At 64.8% G+C, this 18,105-nt stretch carries 13 protein-coding genes and 1 riboswitch; of the genes, 11 read left to right on the top strand and 2 right to left on the bottom strand.

The genetic code is table 11. The features are described from left to right. Nucleotides 1–106 precede the first annotated feature (106 nt). On the top strand, nucleotides 107–1,807 hold the full coding sequence (locus EWV37_RS01250) for a purine-cytosine permease family protein (RefSeq protein ID WP_238662984.1): 1,701 nt from the start codon (nucleotides 107–109) through the stop codon (nucleotides 1,805–1,807). 81 nt (nucleotides 1,808–1,888) lie between these two features. On the opposite strand, the gene EWV37_RS01245 is transcribed toward EWV37_RS01250, so the two are convergent. Next, nucleotides 1,889–3,268, bottom strand: coding sequence for an NtaA/DmoA family FMN-dependent monooxygenase (locus EWV37_RS01245; RefSeq protein ID WP_202976166.1), 1,380 nt, complete (start codon nucleotides 3,266–3,268; stop codon nucleotides 1,889–1,891). A gap of 48 nt (nucleotides 3,269–3,316) precedes the next feature. Beyond that, nucleotides 3,317–4,693 (bottom strand): MFS transporter, encoded by a 1,377-nt coding sequence (locus EWV37_RS01240; protein WP_129699472.1) that lies wholly within the window; start codon nucleotides 4,691–4,693, stop codon nucleotides 3,317–3,319. A 47-nt stretch (nucleotides 4,694–4,740) separates the two neighbouring features. Continuing rightward, nucleotides 4,741–4,859, bottom strand: a riboswitch (SAM riboswitch). 198 nt (nucleotides 4,860–5,057) lie between these two features. On the opposite strand from EWV37_RS01240, the gene mtnC reads away from it, so the two are divergent. The 10 genes from mtnC to EWV37_RS01190 all read left to right on the top strand — a co-directional run bounded on the left by mtnC (nucleotide 5,058) and on the right by EWV37_RS01190 (nucleotide 18,053). Beyond that, on the top strand, nucleotides 5,058–5,822 hold the full coding sequence (gene mtnC / locus EWV37_RS01235) for an acireductone synthase (RefSeq protein WP_129699471.1): 765 nt from the start codon (nucleotides 5,058–5,060) through the stop codon (nucleotides 5,820–5,822). A 36-nt stretch (nucleotides 5,823–5,858) separates the two neighbouring features. Continuing rightward, nucleotides 5,859–7,151 (top strand): MFS transporter, encoded by a 1,293-nt coding sequence (locus EWV37_RS01230; protein WP_238662983.1) that lies wholly within the window; start codon nucleotides 5,859–5,861, stop codon nucleotides 7,149–7,151. A 227-nt stretch (nucleotides 7,152–7,378) separates the two neighbouring features. Continuing rightward, complete coding sequence (locus EWV37_RS01225) at nucleotides 7,379–7,744, top strand: DUF6504 family protein (RefSeq protein ID WP_129699470.1); 366 nt, start codon at nucleotides 7,379–7,381, stop codon at nucleotides 7,742–7,744. Between the two features lie 31 nt (nucleotides 7,745–7,775). Further along, on the top strand, nucleotides 7,776–11,312 hold the full coding sequence (locus tag EWV37_RS01220; protein ID WP_129699469.1) for a DNA polymerase III subunit alpha: 3,537 nt from the start codon (nucleotides 7,776–7,778) through the stop codon (nucleotides 11,310–11,312). A gap of 71 nt (nucleotides 11,313–11,383) precedes the next feature. Continuing rightward, nucleotides 11,384–12,607, top strand: a complete 1,224-nt coding sequence (locus tag EWV37_RS01215) for a metallophosphoesterase family protein (protein ID WP_129699468.1) — start codon at nucleotides 11,384–11,386, stop codon at nucleotides 12,605–12,607. A 146-nt stretch (nucleotides 12,608–12,753) separates the two neighbouring features. Then, entirely contained in the window at nucleotides 12,754–13,824 is a 1,071-nt protein-coding gene (locus EWV37_RS01210; protein WP_095798167.1) for an App1 family protein, read from the top strand. A 347-nt stretch (nucleotides 13,825–14,171) separates the two neighbouring features. After that, entirely contained in the window at nucleotides 14,172–14,408 is a 237-nt protein-coding gene (gene nrdH / locus EWV37_RS01205; RefSeq protein WP_129699467.1) for a glutaredoxin-like protein NrdH, read from the top strand. Between the two features lie 122 nt (nucleotides 14,409–14,530). Beyond that, nucleotides 14,531–15,025, top strand: coding sequence for a class Ib ribonucleoside-diphosphate reductase assembly flavoprotein NrdI (gene nrdI / locus EWV37_RS01200; protein ID WP_129699466.1), 495 nt, complete (start codon nucleotides 14,531–14,533; stop codon nucleotides 15,023–15,025). After that, complete coding sequence (gene nrdE, locus EWV37_RS01195; RefSeq protein ID WP_129699514.1) at nucleotides 15,022–17,181, top strand: class 1b ribonucleoside-diphosphate reductase subunit alpha; 2,160 nt, start codon at nucleotides 15,022–15,024, stop codon at nucleotides 17,179–17,181. Before nrdI ends, nrdE begins: the two co-directional genes overlap by 4 nt. A gap of 158 nt (nucleotides 17,182–17,339) precedes the next feature. Beyond that, complete coding sequence (locus tag EWV37_RS01190; RefSeq protein ID WP_129699465.1) at nucleotides 17,340–18,053, top strand: GntR family transcriptional regulator; 714 nt, start codon at nucleotides 17,340–17,342, stop codon at nucleotides 18,051–18,053. Nucleotides 18,054–18,105 lie beyond the last annotated feature (52 nt).

Below are 18,105 nucleotides of genomic sequence, written 5' to 3'. Positions count from 1 at the left end.
ACGAACCGGCCTCCCATGGATTCGTAGCTGGTCATACACAGAGCCTTCCACCGGATCATCACGCGTCTTTCAGCTCTCGGAGCTGCCCAGAAGAAAGATCGAATACATGTCGTTAGATACTCGGACACGTCCGGACCACGAAGGATCGACAACGACCGTCTCACCAGGCACCAACGCGGACGCGCGAGCGGCCACTCGCGAGAGTCTGGAGGACTACACGCTTCGGTTTGCACCACGTTCCTACCGGAAATGGGGCGCGGGGGTGGTCGCCACGAGCGCACTCGGTGGGATCGCCTATTTGGCGGACTTCTCCATTGGCGCCAATGTCGGAATCGCGCACGGAACCACCAATGCATTGCTGGGTATTACCGTTGCCGCGTTCATCATCTTTGTCACCGGGTTGCCCCTGGCGTACTACGCGGCTCGGTACAACATTGACCTGGACCTGATTACCCGCGGTTCGGGATTCGGGTACCACGGGTCGGTGATCACCAACGTGATCTTTGCGACCTTCACGTTCATTTTCTTCGCCCTGGAAGGGTCCATCATGGCTCAGGGCCTGGAACTTGGGCTGGGTATCCCCAAACCCATCGGTTATGCGCTGTCGACCCTTCTGATCATCCCCCTGGTCATCTACGGGATGAAAACCTTGGCCACGCTGCAGGTCTGGACCACCCCGCTGTGGCTCGTGCTCATGGTGATCCCCGTGGGATATCTGGTCCTGGCCAATCCCGATTCCGTGGGTAGTTTCTTCGCATATCAGGGTGAATCAGGCGCGGGTGCCGGAGTGAGCTTCGCGTCAGTCATGTTGGCCGCCGGCGTGTGCCTGTCACTGATCGCTCAGATCGCCGAACAGATCGACTATTTGAGGTTCATGCCGCCCAAGACCGATGAGAACCGTGTGGCCTGGTGGCGCGCCGTGATTCTGGCCGGTCCCGGTTGGGTGATCTTCGGCGCGATTAAGCAGATCACCGGTCTGTTCATCACGGTGTATTTGATTGCGACATTGGACCCGGCAGCCTCTGCCACCGCCAATGAACCGGTCCACCAGTTCTTGGGTGTCTACCGGGAGATGATGCCCGCGTGGCTGGCCATGACCCTGGCGGTGATCCTGGTGGTTATCTCTCAGGTGAAGATCAACGTGACCAACGCGTACTCAGGATCACTGGCGTGGACCAACTCGTTCACCCGGGTGACCCGCACCTACCCCGGTCGCATGGTCTTCGTGGTGGTCAACTTGGCCATTGCCCTGGCACTGATGGAACTGAACATGTTCGACTTCCTCAACACCATCCTGGGCTTCTACGCCAACTGCGCCATGGCCTGGATCGTCACGGTGGCCACGGACATCGTGGTCAACAAGTACATCCTCAAACTTTCACCCAAGTACCCCGAGTTCCGTCGAGGAATGCTCTACAACTGGAACCCTGTGGGCGTGACGTCGTTGGCGCTCTCGGCGGGTATTTCCATCGCTATGTTCTTCGGCGCTTTCGGTCCGGCGGTGGCACCGTATTCGCCGATCTTCGCGGTCCTGATCGCCATGATCGCCACACCCGTCATGGCTGTGCTGACTCAGGGGCGGTACTACCTGCGACGCGAGGATGACGGAATCGACCTGCCCATGGTTGATGCGGACGGCAACCCCTCGGACGTGACACTTACCTGTCATGTGACCGGGATGGAGTTCGAGCGCCCGGACATGCTGCTCTCCAATGAACTGGCTCCGGACGGATCCAAGCAGTACATCTCGTCCCTGGCGCTGGCCACCGACAAAACGGGGAAGTACGTGCTGCCCGCGCAACGTTGATTGCGCGAGCTGATACAAAACAAAAAGATCCCCCGGACACGTCACGTGCCCGGGGGATCTTCTACTGATAACGCGGCGGTCTTAGCTCTCGAACCGGAACTTCGCCCCCGCGTGATCCTCACGCAAACGGGGTCCGGCCCCACCGAAGACCTCGCGGGCCGTGCGGGAGGTGGCGGAAGCGGCGTCGTCGGCGGTCAGTACGCCACGTTCGCGCAGAACGGGCGTGACGAACTGGCCGAATCTCTCGAAGTCGGCCGGGCGCACGCACGCGTTGATGTTGAAGCCGTCCAGGTCCGCGACGTCGACCCAGCGCTGGAGTTCGTCGGCGACTTCCTCGGGGGAGCCCACGATCACGGGGCCGCGGCCGCCGATGGCCACGAACTCGGCGACTCGGCGCGGGGTCCACGCGCCCTCGGAATCCATCTTGGTGAACGAGGCCAGGGCCGACCGGTTGGCGTCCGTCTCCACATGCTCGAGCGGGGCATCCGGGTCCGCGCTGGACAGGTCCACTCCGGTCCAGCCGGCGAACAGGGCGAGCGCGGCGTCGACGTCCACGTACTGCTTGTAGGACTCGAGGCGCTCGCGGGCGGCCTCGGAGGTCTTGGCCACGACCACCGCGGCGTTGGTGAAGACCCTGATCGAGCGGGGATCGCGGCCGTACTCGGCGGCGGCCTCGCGCAGGCCGGTGGTCCACTTGGCGACCTGCTCGGGGGTGGGTCCGGAGAAGAACACGGCCTCCGCGTGTTTGGCCGCGAACTTCAGCCCGCGCGGGGAGGCACCGGCCTGGAACAGGAACGGCGTGCGCTGCGGGGTGGGTGCGACCAGAGCGGGTGCCTGGACGTCGAAGTACTCGCCGGAATGCCCCGCGCCCTTGACCTTCTCGGGATCCACGACGACGCCGCTCGCGGCGTCCGCGGCATAGGCATCGTCCGCGTAAGAGCCCTCCCACAGCGAGTAGACCACGTCCATGTATTCATCGGCGCGGTCGTAACGCTGGTCGTGGGGCAGCTGCTGACCCAGGCCCAGATTGCGTGCCGCCGACTCCTGGTAGGAGGTCACTACGTTCCACGCGATCCGCCCGTCGGTGAGGGCGTCCAGGGTGGAGAAGCGGCGGGCCAGGTCATAGGGAGCCGCGTAGGTGACGGACGCCGTGACACCGATGTTGAGGGTGCTGGTGGCTTTGGCCAGCAACGGTGCCAGGATCAGTGGATCCAACTGGGGGACCTGAACGCCGCCGCGCAGGGCGGCGTCCGCGGAGCCGCCGTACACGTCGTAAAGCCCCAGAACGTCGGCCAGGAACAGGCCGTGGAAGCCCGCGTTCTCGATGATCTGGGCCTCCCGCTCCCAGTGGGACAGTTGCGCGTAGTTGCGCGACTGGTCCTCGGGGTGGCGCCACAGTCCGGGGGACTGGTGGACGGGCACGGGCATTTCGAAGGCATTGAGCAGCAAGGGGCGGGGCAAAAGGGATCCTTTCGGGTTGGTACTGGCGCGTGTGCGGGTGGTGCCGAGTCAGTACTGAGCGATCTCGGGTGCGTCGGTCACGGTGTCCTTGGCCATGCGGCCGGTGACCACGGAGATCACGGCCAGCAGGCTCAAGTAACCGCACAGCAGCCAGGGGGAGCCGCCGGTGGCCACGAGCCACGCGGCGATCATGGGGGTCAGACCGCCGGAGAGAATGGTGCCCACCTGGTAACCCAGGGACACCCCGGAGTAGCGCAGGTGGGTGGGGAACTGCTCGGCGAACAGAGCGGCCTGAGGGCCGTAGATGCTGTCATGCAGCACGGCCATGCCGATCAGGTACATCAGCGGCAGCAAGGCCAGCGGCCCGTGGTCCAGGTAGTAGAAGTAGGGCCACACGAACACGCCGATGGCGGTCGCGGCAATGATGGAGATGCGGCGGCGTCCCACGCGGTCGGAGAGCCAGCCCCAGAACGGGCCGCCCACCAGGCCCACGGCGGCGGCGATCAGGATGGAGATCATGACCCACTGACTCGCGCCGCGCTGCTGCGTCACGTAGGTGAGCGTGTAGACGGTGAGGATGGAGAAGATGGCCGGCTGGATCATGCGTTGACCGATGCAGACGATCACGCCGCGGGTGTGCTGGGTGAGCACCTCACGCACGGGCGACGTCGCGGCGGCCTTTTCGCGCTTGACCTCTTGGAACTCCTCGGCGTCCTCGATGCCGGCGCGGATGATCAGGCCGATGATCACGAGCACTGCGGAGAACAGGAAGGGTACGCGCCAGCCCCACGCCTGGAACTGCTCGGCGGTGGTGACGCCCTGCATGATGGCGAAGAAGGCGGTGGCCAGCAGCATGCCCGCCGCCGAACCCACCTGGGTGAAGGAGCCGAACAAACCACGCAGGCCCTTGGGTGCGTGTTCCACCGAGAGCACGGCCGAACCGCCCCATTCCATGCCGGCGGACAGGCCCTGCGCAATGCGGCAGGCGACCAGTAGGGCCACGGCAAACCAGCCGATCTGTGAGAAGCCCGGCAGCAGGCCGATCACCGTGGTGGCCACGCCCATGATCAGCAGGGATGCGACCAGCAGGGCCTTGCGTCCGATCCGGTCACCCAGGTGACCGGCAATGATGCCGCCCAGGGGACGGAAGAAGAACGCAATGGCGAAGGTCGCGAACGAGGCAATGATTGAGCCCACGCCCGAACCCTGTGGGAAGAAGTAGTGGCTGAACACCAGGGCAGCGGCGGCGCCGTAGAGGTAGAAGTCGTACCACTCGATGGTCGTACCCACGAAGGACGCCGCGAGCACGCGCTTCTTGTCGCGCACCGCCGATCCCACGCTCGAGAGCGCGTGATCCGTGGCGGGTTGGGGCTGCCGGGATGATGAATCGGTGACCGTGGGCACCGGGGCGGTGGCGGGGGCCATGACACTCCTCATGACGGGGCGCCACGGAAGAATGTTGGGTGAGCCGGACGCCGTCCTTGCCCGTACCGGTACTGATCACGGGCCGAATCATCACCTGGGGCACCCCACGACAGCGTCTGAGGGTTGCCGTCCGGCCAGCCAGGGCTTCGCGCCGGAACTCGTGATTCTTGTCGCGTGAACCTAACCACACGAACGTTGAGCGCCACAAATGATGAAGTTTTATGACCCACCTCGGGGAGGCCTCTCCGGATGGTTCACGCCTGAGACGGCCTCCTGTTTCTGCTCGTCCCCGGTGCCTAGAATGGGCCTATTCCCCGGGTTGCCGGGGCAGACACCGTTGTCGAAAGAACACAGGGAGCCGACCATGCCTGAGCCCGCCGCCGCCAATGCACTGGTGCTCGACCGACCCGAGGTCATCGTGGTCGACATCGAAGGCACCCTCTCCTCCACGTGGTACGTCCGGGACGAGCTCTACCCTTACTCCCGCAAACGCTTCACCAGCTACTTCGAGGAGTACTCCCACAAACCCGAGGTCGCCCGCGCTCGCCGGCAGATCATCGAGATGGCGGGACTGGACAGTTCCGCCACGGCAGAGGACCTCACGGGCGTCCTGGAAGCCTGGATGGATGAGGGGGAGATGCCCGCTCCACTGCGCACGATGCACGCATTGATCTGGCAGGAAGGTTTCGCGGCGGGAGAGTTCGTCTCGCCGTTCTTCGACGACGCGATTCCTGCGTTGCGGACCTGGTCCGAGCAGTCGATTCCGGTGTTCATCTTCTCCAACGGCACGCTGCCCGCCCAGCGCGCGTGGTTCAGCCACTCGCCCGAAGGCAACCTGATTCCCCTGATCAAGGGGCACTTCTCCCTGGAGTCGGCCGGTTCCAAACACGAGGTGAGTTCGTTCCGCAACATCACCCATGACGTGGCCGAGGCCTTGGGTAAACCGCGTGAGAAGTTCTTGTTCTTCTCCGACCAGGTGGAAGCCCTGGATGCGGCACGGAAAGCTGGCTGGGACACCGTGGGCGTGCGCCGCCCCGGCGACCAGTTCTACGACGCCGGCGTGGGGGATCATCCCGAGATCCAGCGTTTGAATCAGGTACGGTTCATCCGTCGCTACGCGTCCCGCTAGCGCGATCGGGAGATTTCAGACGGGATAGCTTTCACCGTGAACAACACCACCATGCGCCCCGGGGCTGGGCGCGCACTTTTCGCTGCCGTGGCCGGAACCCTCATCGAGTGGTACGACTACGCCTTGTACGGCACGGCCGCCGGGTTGATCATCGGCCCACTTTTCTTCGCCGGAATGGACTCCGGTGCTTCCTTGGCCGCGTTCGCGACCTTCGCGGTGGGCTTCGTGGCGCGCCCGCTGGGCGGTGTGCTGGTCGGTCACCTGGGGGACCGTTACGGTCGCCGCCCGGCCATGTTGCTCACCGTGATCCTGATGGGCGTGGCGACCGTGGGCATCGGTCTGCTGCCCACCTACGCCGCGATCGGCGTGGCCGCCCCGGTGTTCCTGGTGCTCCTGCGTCTGCTGCAGGGCATGGGTGCCGGTGCCGAGCTGGCCGGGGCCATGACCCTGGTCGCGGAGTTCGCCCCGCCGCGGCGTCGTGGACTGATGACGTCGCTCGTGCTCGCCGCGCCCCCGGCCGGCATCGTGCTGGCCACCGGTGCGTTCCTGTGGGCGGCGTCGCTGGGGGACCAGATGCTGTTGGACTGGGCGTGGCGTTTGCCGTTCCTGGCCTCGGCGGTGCTGTTCGCCCTGGCGATCTTCATTCGCGTCAAGCTCGAGGAGAGCCCCGAGTATCTGGCCGCGCTCCACGCCGCCAAAGAGCGTGGGGAACGCCGCAGGGTGCCCGTGGTGGCCCTGATGCGCGAGCACTGGCGCGCAGTGGTCGTGGGGTTCTTCGCGATCACCGGGCACAACGCGCTCAACTACATCCTGGCCGTGTTCTCCCTGTCCTTCATGACCTCACCGGCCGTGGGCATGGACCGGGGATCGGCGTTGACCGCGGTGATCATCGGTTCCGTGTGCGGTGTGCTGGCCACCCCGTTGGGCGGTCTGGCTGCGGACCGGTTCGGTGCCCACAAGGTGTTGGCCTTCGGCTCGCTGCTGGGTGCGGCGGGTGCGTTCCCGCTGTTCGCGGCGCTGTCCTCGGGCAGCGCGATGGCTGCGACCGTCGCCATTTCCGTGGGCTACGGTGCGGTGATCGCTTGCACCTCCGGTTCCCAGGGCGCCTACCTGGCGGGCTTGTTCCCCGCCGCCGAACGCTTCAGCGGCATCGCCCTGGCACGTGAGGCCAACGGTGCCATCGTGGCGGGATTCACCCCGCTCATCGCGGCCACCCTGATCACCGCCGCCGGCGGACAGACCTGGGCCGCAGCACTCTTCCTCATGGCGTGCTGCGTGATCTCGGTGGTGGGCGTGCTGCTGGGCAAGCCGGGCCGCTACACCTCATAACCACGCGCTCCTTCACAGTCACGACCTCGCGGTCGGCACTTCACAGTCACGACGACGTCGCTCGGTCCCCTCGGCCGGGCGACGTCGCCGTTTCTGGGTTTTTCCGGTGCTGCCCCGGGGGCCTTCCCGGGTCATCCCGTGGCGGGCCGCTTATGCGTGTCAGCGACCCTTGGCACTCTCACAGTACTCGAATAAAGTTTCGAATACACCGGGAGAGTGATCGAGTCATGACGGTACTGACTGCGGTAGAACACACGGAGCTCACGTGGAGCGAGACGTACGATGCGGTGCGGATCGATGAGGGGTGGGGGCAACCCTGCGAGGTGCACTGCGATGAGTCGGGTGCCCCGTGCGAGTTGGTGTTCCGGGGCAGACTTCACCGCATTACGGCCCCACCGCAGCGCTGGTACGAACGTCGCCGCTGGTGGCAGCTGGAAGAGCGAGTTCCGCGGGAAAGCGGGCAGTCCGTGGTGGACCGGCAGCACTGGCGTGTCCAGGCGGCGCAACGCGGGGCCGTGATACCTCGCACTCTGGAATTGGTGCGCCACGAGATCACCGGCCAATGGTGGCTCGTGGCTGACCAGGCGGTTTGACATTGATCGAACAAACTTTCGAATATGAGGTATGCATTTCCCTCATTTGCGCGTGGCTTCCGCTTACAGCGCGCACTACGGTGTGGCTCGCCCCCACGAGCTCGCGCAGGTGGCGGCGTCCTACGGGGCGCAGGTCCTGGCGTGCACCGACAGGGACGGGTTGTACGGGGTGGTCAAGCACGTGCTGGCCTGTCAGCAGCACGGTGTGGCTCCCGTGCTGGGAGTGGACCTGGCGTTGTTGGGTCCGGTGGCGGCGTCGGCGGGGAAACACACTCGCGCCGCCGCCGGCTGGCAAGGCCAGCACGGTCGACACGGGCGCAGCACGGTGCCGCCGGCTCGGGTGATCGGGCGCGTGGTGGTGTTGGCCACCGGGGGTAACGGGGGAGCCGGGTACGCGGCGCTGTGCCGACTGGTGTCCGCGGCCCACCGGAACCACGATCATCATGCAGCCCGCCCCATCGGGTTGACCCGGGACCAGATTGCCCGCCACGTGCATCGCGCGGCGGCCGGGGGAACTCCCGGACTGGTGGTGCTCGTGGGCCCGGATTCGGACGTGGGGTCGCTGTTGGCCCGGCGTCGTTACCGGGCGGCCCGCACGGCCCTGCGCGCATGGAAGCGTGTCCTACCGGCCGGGTGTCTCACCGTGGAGACCGCAACACACCTGGCGCCGCAGGGCAGCACCCTCAGCACCGGTCACGCCGTGCGGATGCTCACCGTGGGGCGTGAGGCCGGGCTGCCGGTGATCCTCACCAACGCCGTGCGCTACGCCCACCCCGGCCAGGCCGTCACCGCGGACGTGCTCGATGCCGCCCGCACCCTCATGTCCCTGGAGGAATTGGCCGGTTCGGATCCCGGGGTGCTGCAACCCACGGGGCAGGGGTGGCTCAAGAACACCGCGGAGATGACCCGGCTCGCCCACGAGATCTCGGCGGCCGCGGACCTCGGGGCCACCGGGGCCGCGCACCTGCTCGCGGACACCTACCGACTGGCCGAACGTTGCAGCCAGGACCCCGTCACGGACCTGCGAGTGGGCCAGCCGGTGATTCCGGAAGCCTCCGTCATCGGCCTCACCGGGAACCCCAACACCCAACTCAGAACCCGCTGCTACACCGGATTGGAGCGCTTCCACTCCCACGAGAACTGGGACCGCACGGTCCCCGGACTGAGCGGGGAATCGCTGCGCTCGCGGATGGATCGGGAGCTGGACGTGATTGCGCAGCTGGGATTCGCCGGATACTTCCTGACCGTCTCGGAGGTCTCCGAATTGATGACCCAGCTGAAGGTTCGGCACGCGGCCCGAGGCTCGGCGGTCTCGTCCCTGGTGGTGCACCTGTTGGGTATCTCTCCGGTGGATCCGCTCGAGTACGACCTGGTCTTCGAGCGCTTCCTGTCCCCGCGGCGCAGCAGTCTGCCGGATATCGACATCGACATGGAGAGCGCGGAGCGGCACCGGATCTATCACGAGATCTTCCAACGCTTCGGTAGCAGTCGGGTCACGCTCATGAGCATGCAGAACGCCTACCGCTCCAGGGGTGCCGTGCGGGATGCCGGGCTTGCGCTGGGGCTGGAACAGGAACTCGTGGACCACATCGCGGCCCAGTTGTGGCGGGTCCCCGGGGCCACCCTGCGCGAGGAAATTGCGCAGCGCCCGGAGCTGGCCCGGCTGGCCGATGACCTCAAGGCCAACCGGCAGCTGGATCTCCTGGTGGATCTGACCGAACGCCTGGACCGGTTGCCCCGCCACATTTCCATGCACCCGTGCGGGGTGATCCTCTCGGACGCCACCCTGCTGAACCGCACGCCTGTGCAGGCCAGCGGGATCGGGCTGCCCATGTCCCAGTTCGACAAGCACGACATGGATCCCATGGGCCTCATCAAACTCGACATCCTGGGCGTGCGCATGCAATCCACCCTGGCCTATGCGGTTCAGGAAGTGGCCCGGATGGAGCCGGACCGCCCCGCCCTGGACCTGGACGCCATGCCCCGCGATGACCCGGACACGTTCCGGCTCATCAGCTCCACCCACACGCTGGGCTGTTTCCAGATCGAGTCACCCGGTCAGCGCGAACTGATCGGAACCATGGGCCCGGAGGAGTTCAACGACCTGATCGTGGACATCTCCCTGTTCCGCCCAGGGCCCATGCAGGCGTCCATGGTGCGCCCCTACCTCAACTCCCGCCACGGCTGGAGCACCCCCGAGTACCCCCACCCGGACCTGGTGGACATCCTCAAGGAAACCCGCGGGGTGGCCGTCTACCACGAACAGATCATGCGGATGATGGACCGGATGACCGGTTGCGGACTGGCCACCGCAGACGAATGGCGGCGCAGGCTCGGCTCGGAGACCGAACAACGCGTGGAGGACGCCTTCCGCAGCGGGGCACGGGCCCGAGGCTACGACGCGGAAACCGTGGAGAAGGTGTGGGACATCCTGCATGCGTTCGGAAGCTTCGGTTTCTGCAAGGCCCACGGTGTGGCCTTTGCCGTACCCACCTATCAGTCCGCGTGGTTGAAGACCCATCACCCGGAGGCCTTCATGGCCGGGGTCTGGGAACACGACCCGGGTATGTACCCCGCTCGGTTGCTCGTGGGGGAGGCCCGGCGCATGGGCATCCCCGTACTCGGTCCGGACATCAACCGCAGTGTGGACCATCACCGCATCGAACCCGTGGCCGCCCGGCCCGGCACCGTGGAATCCGGGGACCTGGACGAGGGCATTCCCTATACTCGCGGCGGGTCCTGGGGGATCAGGATGTCCCTCACCAGCATCACCGGGATCAGCGGCGCGGAAATCGAACGGATCGTGGCCGGTCAGCCCTACTCCACGCTTACGGATGTGCGCACCCGGGCCAGACCCTCTCGGCGGAGTCTGCAGCGACTGGCCTCGGCCGGGGCCCTGGACAGTCTCCTGAACACCTCGGGCGCTCGCGCCTCCCGCACCGACCTGGTGACCCACTTGACCCGGCGAGCCGATCAACCAGCCGCCTCTCGCAGCGCCTCTGCCAAGGGACAACCCGGCCCCGGACAACTGGCCCTTCCGCTGGGGGACCTGGAACTGACCGGGCTGCCGCCGGAACAACCCGAACCCAGCACCGAGGAGAAGGTGCGCGCGGAACTGGACACCATGAACATCGAAGTCTCCGCCCACCTCATGGACGGCCACACCGCTCTCCTGCGCTCCTACGGGGTCACCCGTGCGGAAGACCTGCTGGGACTGCGCAACGGCACCGAAGTAGTGGTGGCCGGGGTGCGCGTGTCCACCATGACCCCGCCCATGCGCAGCGGGAAGCGCGTGGTGTTCATTTCCGTGGATGACGGTTCCGGCGCGGTGGACTGCACCTTCTTCGACGAAGCGCAGGCACTGTCCGGACCCGTGCTGTTCGCACCCACCATGCTGCTGGTCCACGGCCACACCCGCCGCACCGGACCCCGGGGCATCGGAGTGCAAGCGGTGCAGGCCTGGGACATGGCCCATCCCGAAACCCTGCCCGACCCCGCCACCGTGCTGGGTTCCCAACCCAAACCCAGCCGTGCACCTGCACGAAAACCCCAGGTCACAACCTCTTAACGCAACCTCCCTACGGTGTGAATCATCAGCCGCCCACGGCGGCCAGGAATTCCTCACACCAGGAGCACACCATGTCCGAGAACACCCCTCGTCCCAGCCGCCGGAACCTGATCACCGGAGGCAGCGCGCTCGCGGCCGCCGGGGTGCTGAGCGCCGCACCCGTCGCCGCCCAGGCAGCACCGGCCACGGTGGCTCAACACCGCGGCCGAGGTCGCGGCCATGGCCAGATGCCGTTGTCCTTCGGTAAGAACGGCGCGTTCAAGATCGTCCAGTTCAACGACACCCAGGACGGCCCGCGCACCGATCGCCGCACCCTCGAGTTCATGGGCAAGGTCCTGGACCGGGAGAAGCCGCAGTTCGCCCTGATCAACGGCGACGTGATCAACGGGTCCCCGCGCACCAACCGCGAGGTCAAACAGGCCATCAACAACGTGGTCATGCCCATGGAATCCCGGGGCATCAAATGGGCCGTGACGTTCGGCAACCACGACGAGGACTCCACCGAGGACAACGGCACCGGCATGTACGAGCCGCAGCTGGTGGAGTTCGTGCGCCAGTACCAGCACAACCTCAACCCCGGTGACGACCAGAAGGTCTTCGGTTCCTCCAACGCGCAGCTGCTGATTCGCGGCTCCCGCGGCAACGCGCCGGCCTTCGCCGTCTGGCTGCTGGATTCCGGCCGGTACGCGGAGGACAAGCCCGGCGGTCAGGACCGCGAGGGGCTCATGGGCTACGACTGGATCCGCCCCCAGCAGATCCGCTGGTACAACGACCTCTCCGCGGAGACCGAGCGCCGCTACGGGAAGAAGATCCCGGGCCTCATGTACTTCCACATCCCCACGTGGGAGCACCACCACATGTGGTACGGCCAGCAGTTCAGCTCCGACGACGACGGTCACGCCGCCGCGGTGAAGCGCCACGGCATCGTGGGGGAGAAGCACGAGAACGTCTACACCGGCATGATCAACTCCGGTATCTACGCCGCGGCCAAGGAGCGCGGGGACATCTTGGGCATGTACTGCGGCCACGACCACATCAACACCTACATGGGCAATTACTTCGGCATTGAACTCGGCTACGGGCCGGGCACGGGCTTCGGCACGTACGGCCTCAACGACGGCACCCGCGATGAACACACGCTGCGCGGTGCTCGCGTGTTCGAACTCAACGAGCGCACCGAACGCGTCTACACCGGCACCCGCCTGATCTTCGCCAAGGACCTCGGTATCGACATGGCTCCCGAAACCCAGCCCATCGCCCGCCCCGAGCGCTTCCCGCGCTACGTGCGCGGCTGAGTTCCCCGCCGACGGCGCTCGGGAGCCTCGAGCGCCGTCGGCCACCTCGACGCCGCGCAGCCGGCCGCCGCCGCGGACCGGGACGGAGTTACGGCACGGTACGCGGCGGCGTCGTGGACGGGAACAGCTGTGAAAGACTGTGAAGCATGGCAAAACACACCGGTAGCGGGGACCTTTTCCAGACCGTTGATCAGGTCACGGAAGAGGCCATCAACATCGGCTACCGGTGGGAGCAGCGGCTGCACCGGTGGCGACAGGCGCGCGCCGAGCAGCGCGGTGACATCCCCACCATGCTCGCCTTCGACGGCTACGGCAGCACCCGGCACGTGCGCGTGCTGGGGCGCGTGCTGCTCAAGACGCGGCAGCTGATCGCGGACACCGATGATTCCGCCGAATTCATCCGCGGCTGGCGCTCTTTCACGTCCATCCCGTTGGCCTTCGCACACGTGAACGTGTGGCTGGGCGACCACGAGTTCCACCTCATGGCCGACAAGGGCGGCGTGATCGACGTGGACCTACAGGTCAGCATGGAGCCGGGTATTTACACCGTCTATATGCAGACCGACGGCTCCGAGGTCACGGAGGCTGCGGTGACCATTGTTTCCGAGGACCAGACCATCGGCGTGGTCTCCGACGTGGATGACACCGTGATGGTTACGGCCCTGCCGCGTCCCATGCTGGCGGCATGGAACTCGTTCGTGCTCAACGAGCACGCTCGCACCCCCACCCCGGGCATGGCGGTGCTGATGGAACGACTGCGCAACCACCATTCCAGGGCACCTTTCCTCTATCTGTCCACCGGTGCGTGGAACGTGGCGCCCACGCTGCGCCGCTTCCTGACCCGCAACGCCTACCCGGCCGGTACGCTCCTGTTGACCGACTGGGGGCCCACCACGGACCGCTGGTTCCGGTCCGGGGCCCAGCACAAGGTTCAGAACCTGCAGCGGCTGGCCAAGAACTTTCCGCACATGCGCTGGATCCTCATTGGCGACGACGGTCAGCACGATCCGCAGATCTACTCCGGTTTCGCGCAACGCCACCCGGAGTCCGTGGCGGCCATTGTGATCCGTAACCTTTCACCCACCGAGGCGGTGCTCGCCGCCGGCGCCCGCGCTACCGAGGACCGGTCCGTCTCGATCCCCGAGGGCACCCTGTGGATCGAAGGTAACGACGGCGCGTCGATCTCGCACCAGCTACGCGATGCGGGCCTGCTGTAGAGCCACCCGAGGCAAAAACCGGCGTGCCGAGAGCATTCTCGACACGCCGGTTTTTTTAATTTTCGGATGTGTTCAACGCCTCCGCGGTTGTCCACAGGACGGACGACTTCCGCGAGTTCTCGCGCCTGTTTCAGCACCACCCTGTGGACAGTGAGGGGATAACCGGGAGACACCTGTGGATTATGGCCACCACATCATCTTGGGGCCGCTTCCCATGTCTGACACTAGATGTAGTATTGACGCAGTCATACAGAGCACTTGACGCAACCAGCGGCAACCCACCGGATATGCTCCGATCGCCGCGGAAGCGCAGTACTCCCACCACTAGTTTTCGAGGGGATTGGGATATGTCCGTCACCGTGTACTCCAAGCCGTCATGCGTCCAGTGCAACGCCACCTACCGTGCCCTGGACAAGAAGGGTATCGACTACCGCGTGGTGGACGTGACCGAGGACCAGGACGCTTACCAGCACGTGGTGGGCCTGGGTTACCAGCAGGTCCCCGTGGTGGAAACCGCCCAGGATCACTGGTCCGGTTACCGCCCGGATAAGATCAGCTCCCTGGCTGTTCTGCTATCTGCCTGAGAGCGGTAGCGTTAAACCCGCAGCCGTCGAAAAAGCCGACGCTTGCTCGCGAACCGTCGCGGCGGCGTCGGAATTTTTCAACCCGCACCATAGCCCGATAGCCAGAATCGAAGTGACACGCCATGAGCACTTTGGCCAGCGTGTTGGCCGCGGCTCAAGAACGCGAAGACCATCGACTCGACGTCACCGCGGGGGAGAATTCCCCCCTGGTGGTGTATTTCTCCTCGGTCACCCGCAACACCGACCGCTTCATCCAGAAGCTCCCGGTCAGGTCCATACGGTTGCCGTTGAAAACCTCCGAACCCACGCCCGAGCTCACTGAGCCGTTCGTGTTGGCCGTACCCAGTTACGGCAGACCGGGGGGCGCCGGATCGGTCCCCCCTCAAGTCGTGAAATTCCTGAACCAACCCGTGAACCGCCAGCACCTTATGGGTGTCATAGGCGCGGGAAATACTAATTTCGGATCACTGTTCTGCGTAGCGGCGGAAAAAGTGGCCGTGAAATGTCAGGTGCCCCTGCTCTACAAGTTCGAACTCATGGGCACCGATGAAGACGTAGAAAAAGTCACTCTAGGATTGGACAAGTTTTGGCAAGCATCCATGCAGCCCCGGGACTGAGCGTTGAACCGGGACACGAAGATCCCACCTGCCCCGAGCAGTACCGCGGCTTGGGCTACCACGAGCTCAATGCTCTGCTGAACTTGTACGACGCCAACGGCCAGATCCAGTTCCAAGCTGATCAGCAGGCCGCGCGTCAGTACTTCTTGCAGCACGTCAACAACAACACCGTGTTCTTCCACGACCTTGAAGAGAAGCTCAAGTACCTGGTGGACCACCAGTACTACGAGGCCGAGGTGTTGGACAAGTACAGCTTCGAGTTCGTCAAGAAACTCTCCAAACAGGCCTACGCCCACAAGTTCCGTTTCCAGACCTTCCTGGGCGCGTTCAAGTTCTACACCTCCTACACGCTCAAGACCTTTGACGGTCAGCGGTACCTGGAGCGTTTCGAGGACCGTGTGGTCATGGTCTCGCTGTACCTGGCGGACGGTGACGAGGCCCTGGCCGAGCAGCTTGTGGAAGAAATCATCACCGGCCGTTTCCAGCCTGCGACCCCCACATTCCTCAATGCCGGTAAGAAGCAGCGCGGCGAGCTCGTCTCGTGCTTCCTGCTGCGCTTCGAGGACAACATGGAGTCCATCGGCCGCAACATCAACTCTGCGTTGCAGCTGTCCAAGCGCGGCGGTGGTGTGGCGTTCGCGCTGACCAACCTGCGTGAATCCGGCGCACCCATCAAGAAGATCGAGAACCAGTCCTCGGGCGTGATCCCCGTGATGAAGCTGCTGGAAGACTCCTTCTCCTACGCCAACCAGTTGGGTGCCCGCCAGGGTGCCGGTGCCGTGTACCTGCACGCCCACCACCCGGACATCTACAACTTCTTGGACACCAAGCGTGAGAACGCTGACGAGAAGATCCGCATCAAGACTCTCTCCCTGGGTGTGGTCATCCCGGACATCACGTTCGAGCTGGCAAAGAAGAACCAGGACATGTACCTGTTCTCCCCGTACGACGTGGAGCGGATCTACGGTGTGCCGTTCTCTGACGTGAACGTCTCCGAGAAGTACCACGAGATGGTCGCGGACTCCCGGATCCACAAGCAGAAGATCAACGCTCGCGAGTTCTTCCAGACGCTGGCCGAGGTGCAGTTCGAGTCCGGTTACCCGTATGTCATGTTCGAGGACACGGTCAACAAGGCCAACCCGGTTGCCGGCAAGATCATCATGTCCAACCTGTGCTCCGAGATCCTGCAGGTCTCCGAGCCCTCGGTGTACAACGAGGATCTGACCTACGCCGAGGTCGGCAAGGACATCTCCTGCAACCTGGGCTCCATGAACATTGCCCTGGCCATGGAGTCCGAGAACTTCGGCTCCACCATCGAGACCGCCATCCGCGGCCTCACTGCGGTCTCGGACATGTCCAACATCGACTCCGTTCCCTCCATCCGTCGCGGCAACAACATGTCGCACGCGGTGGGTCTGGGCCAGATGAACCTCCACGGCTACTTGGCCAAGGAGCACATCTACTACGGCTCCGAAGAGGGCATCGACTTCACCAACATCTACTTCTACGCGGTCACCTACCACGCCATCCGCGCGTCCAACCTGATCGCCAAGGAGCGCGGTGAGTCCTTCCAGGGCTTCGAGAACTCCAAGTACGCCTCGGGCGAGTACTTCGACAAGTACACGGACCAGGCATGGGAGCCCGCCACGGCGCGCGTGCGTGAACTGTTCGAGCTGGCCGGCATCGCCCTGCCCACCCAGGACGACTGGCGTGAGCTCAAGGCCAAGGTCATGGCGGGCGGCATGTACAACCAGAACCTGCAGGCCGTGCCGCCCACCGGTTCCATCTCGTACATCAACAACTCCACGTCTTCCATTCACCCGATCGCCTCGCGCATCGAGATCCGTAAGGAAGGCAAGTTGGGTCGCGTGTACTACCCGGCGCCGTTCATGAACAACGAGAACCTGGAGTACTTCCAGGACGCGTACGAGGTCGGTTACGAGAAGATCATCGACACCTACGCCGCTGCCACCCAGCACGTGGACCAGGGCCTGTCGCTCACGCTGTTCTTCAAGGACACCGCCACCACCCGCGACATCAACCGCGCCCAGATCTACGCGTGGCGCAAGGGCATCAAGACCATGTACTACTCGCGGATCCGCCAGCTCGCGCTGGAAGGCACCGAGATCGAAGGCTGCGTCTCCTGCATGCTCTGACACGTGATGGGTTAGCCGTCACCGGTTGACCACTCACGCAGCATTGCCGCCCCGCTCGGACCACTGGTCCGGGCGGGGCGGCTCGTTAACGCGTAAGAAGTTGCGCGGGCGCGCGTCACCTCACCCGAAAACCCAGCAGAAACGGGCATCATAAAAACATGGCAGTCTCTCTCAACGGTCAATCCCCAGGTGACAAGGGCACACGGGGTCCCCTTCGACTGGAAAAGGGTCACTCGATTCCGCTGCGGGAGCAGGTGGCCAACAGTTTGCGCCACGCGTTGGTCGCCGGTGATCTGGAACCCGGACAGGTCCTGACGGCCCCGGTGTTGGCCACCGAGTTCGGCGTGTCCGCGACCCCGGTGCGCGAGGCCATGTTGGACCTGGCGACCGAGGGCCATGTGTCGCCCATTCGTTACAAGGGGTACCGGGTGGTGGAGATCTCCCCGGACACCCGTGCCAACATCCTGCAGTTGCGCTCACTCATCGAAATTCCACTGATGGCCCAGGTGGTTCGGGACGGAGTTGAGCCCGAGGTTCTCGAACACGCCGCCCACATTGCCCAGCGGAGCATCGACGTGGCTCAGTACGGCGAGCTCGTCGAATTCATCCGCCTGGACATGGAACTGCACCTGGGTCTGCTGGAAACCACGGGCAACGACATCGCGGTCCGGCACGTGCGCTCCCTGCGTTACATGTCCCGGCTCACGGGTCTCAAGGACCTCGTGGCAACGGGGCAACTCACGCACACGGCCCAGGAACACCTGCAGCTCGTGGACGCCATTCGAAACGGCGACCCAGAGGCCATGGAAGCCGTGATGACCAGGCATTTGGGACATATTTCGGGTGTCTGGGCGGGCTCCGGTGAAGACTGACACGTGCAGTCCAAGGACTGCTGGGAGTGCCCTTGGCACGGCTACGAAGGCA

The sequence above is a fragment of the Kocuria carniphila genome, from assembly GCF_004136555.1.
Classification (GTDB): Bacteria; Actinomycetota; Actinomycetes; order Actinomycetales; family Micrococcaceae; genus Kocuria; species Kocuria carniphila.
Note: the sequence above shows the minus strand (reverse complement) of the source record. Positions and strands in the feature narration are given on the sequence as shown.